The 1,276-nt window shown below is 73.5% G+C and carries 3 protein-coding genes; all 3 read right to left on the bottom strand.

The genetic code is table 11. The features are described from left to right. Window positions 1-49 precede the first annotated feature (49 nt). Window positions 50-484 (bottom strand): hypothetical protein, encoded by a 435-nt coding sequence (locus ACWJ6R_RS36575; RefSeq protein WP_449066583.1) that lies wholly within the window; start codon window positions 482-484, stop codon window positions 50-52. Window positions 485-651: 167 nt separating this feature from the next. Further along, window positions 652-960, bottom strand: a complete 309-nt coding sequence (gene mihF, locus ACWJ6R_RS36570; protein WP_449066582.1) for an integration host factor, actinobacterial type — start codon at window positions 958-960, stop codon at window positions 652-654. A gap of 11 nt (window positions 961-971) precedes the next feature. Beyond that, a partial coding sequence (locus ACWJ6R_RS36565) for a hypothetical protein (RefSeq protein WP_449066581.1) occupies window positions 972-1,276 on the bottom strand: 305 nt, incomplete at its 5' end.

Raw genomic sequence — 1,276 nt, 5'->3', positions numbered from 1 at the left:
CCCCAGCGGGCGACCGCTGGAATCCCCCGCCTTTAGGCGGGGGAGGAAGTCAATCGGGTACGGCCTCGTGCCCCGGACGGCCGCGCGTGCGGCGGCGCTCCTTCATCTCCGCCTCGTAGAGGTGGCGGCGACCCCCCGCCAGCTCGTTCCTGATCCGCTCCTCCAGCTCGCGGAAGCAGCGGTGGTAGCCGTCGTCGTAGTCCTCGACGATCTGGAAGGTCCACCGGCCCTCGATCACGTTGCGCCCGATGATCTCGGCGGAGACCTCGTCGGCCTGCCGGTCGTGCCCGGCGGCGCGCAGCAGCTCCACCGCCTCGTCGAGCATCAGGTCGGCGTGGCCGGTGAGCTGGTGGAAGGTGTAGAGGTGCCCGCGGGCCCGCTCGGTCGTCTCCAGCGCCTCGGACAGCTTGCCCAGCGCCTCGACGGTGGCGTCGTCCAGCCCTTCGGGCCTGCGGTGTGCGGAGTCGGGACGGTCGTCGCTCATGAGGGCGCCGTTACCCCCGGCGGCCGGCGGTATGCCCCCGGAGCGCGCCGTACGCTCTCGGAGCGGCATCGGGGATGCCGCGGCCGGGGGCCGGCGCCGTCCTCCGCCCGCCCGGAGCGCTCTGCGGCGATCGGGTGGCGGGCGGAGAGACGACGCCGGCCGGCGGGTCAGCGCGAGATGGCCTCGATGAGCTTGCGGCGCTGCTGGGCGCCGAGCCCGCCCAGGCGGCGGGCCTCGTCCACGTCGGCCTGCGCCATCAGCTGGGCCGCCTTCACGGTGCCCACCCCGGGCAGGGCGCGCAGCGCCTGGGACACCTTGATGCGCTTGGCGATCTCGTCGTCCCGGTCGAGCAGCTGCTTGAAGGTGACCGTCCCGGACTTGACGTCGGCCAGCAGCTTGGCGCGGGCCGCCCGCGTCTCGGCGGCCTTGGCGAGAGCCGCCTGACGCTGTTCGGGGGTGAGGGTGGGGAGAGCCACGTTTTTCTCCTTCATCGTCTGGGTTTGAACATTCTGCTACCCACGACGATCAGGGTATTCATCCTTCTTCTCCCGGCAAGCATCCCGGTCCCCGCGGCCGCGGCGAGGGCCAAGGCGGCCCACGCCGTCGGACGCCACGGCCAGGCGGGTCCGGCCAGCTCCAGATGGCCCGCCGGATACTCGGTGAACTTGGCGGTGGCGCGGGCCGTGGCCAGGTCGGCGCGGGAGGCCAGGTCCCGCAGCACGCCGTCGAACCCGGACTCCCCGGCAGCCTGCCCCGGTGCGGCAGTTCCACCTCCAGGCCGCGCCCGGCCGC

Source organism: Planomonospora algeriensis, assembly GCF_977012225.1.
Note: the sequence above shows the minus strand (reverse complement) of the source record. Positions and strands in the feature narration are given on the sequence as shown.

Bases quoted from the DNA above. Each gene is read 5' to 3' on its own strand.
- ACWJ6R_RS36575 (WP_449066583.1), bottom strand. From the start codon at position 484: ATGAGCGACGACCGTCCCGACTCCGCACACCGCAGGCCCGAAGGGCTG.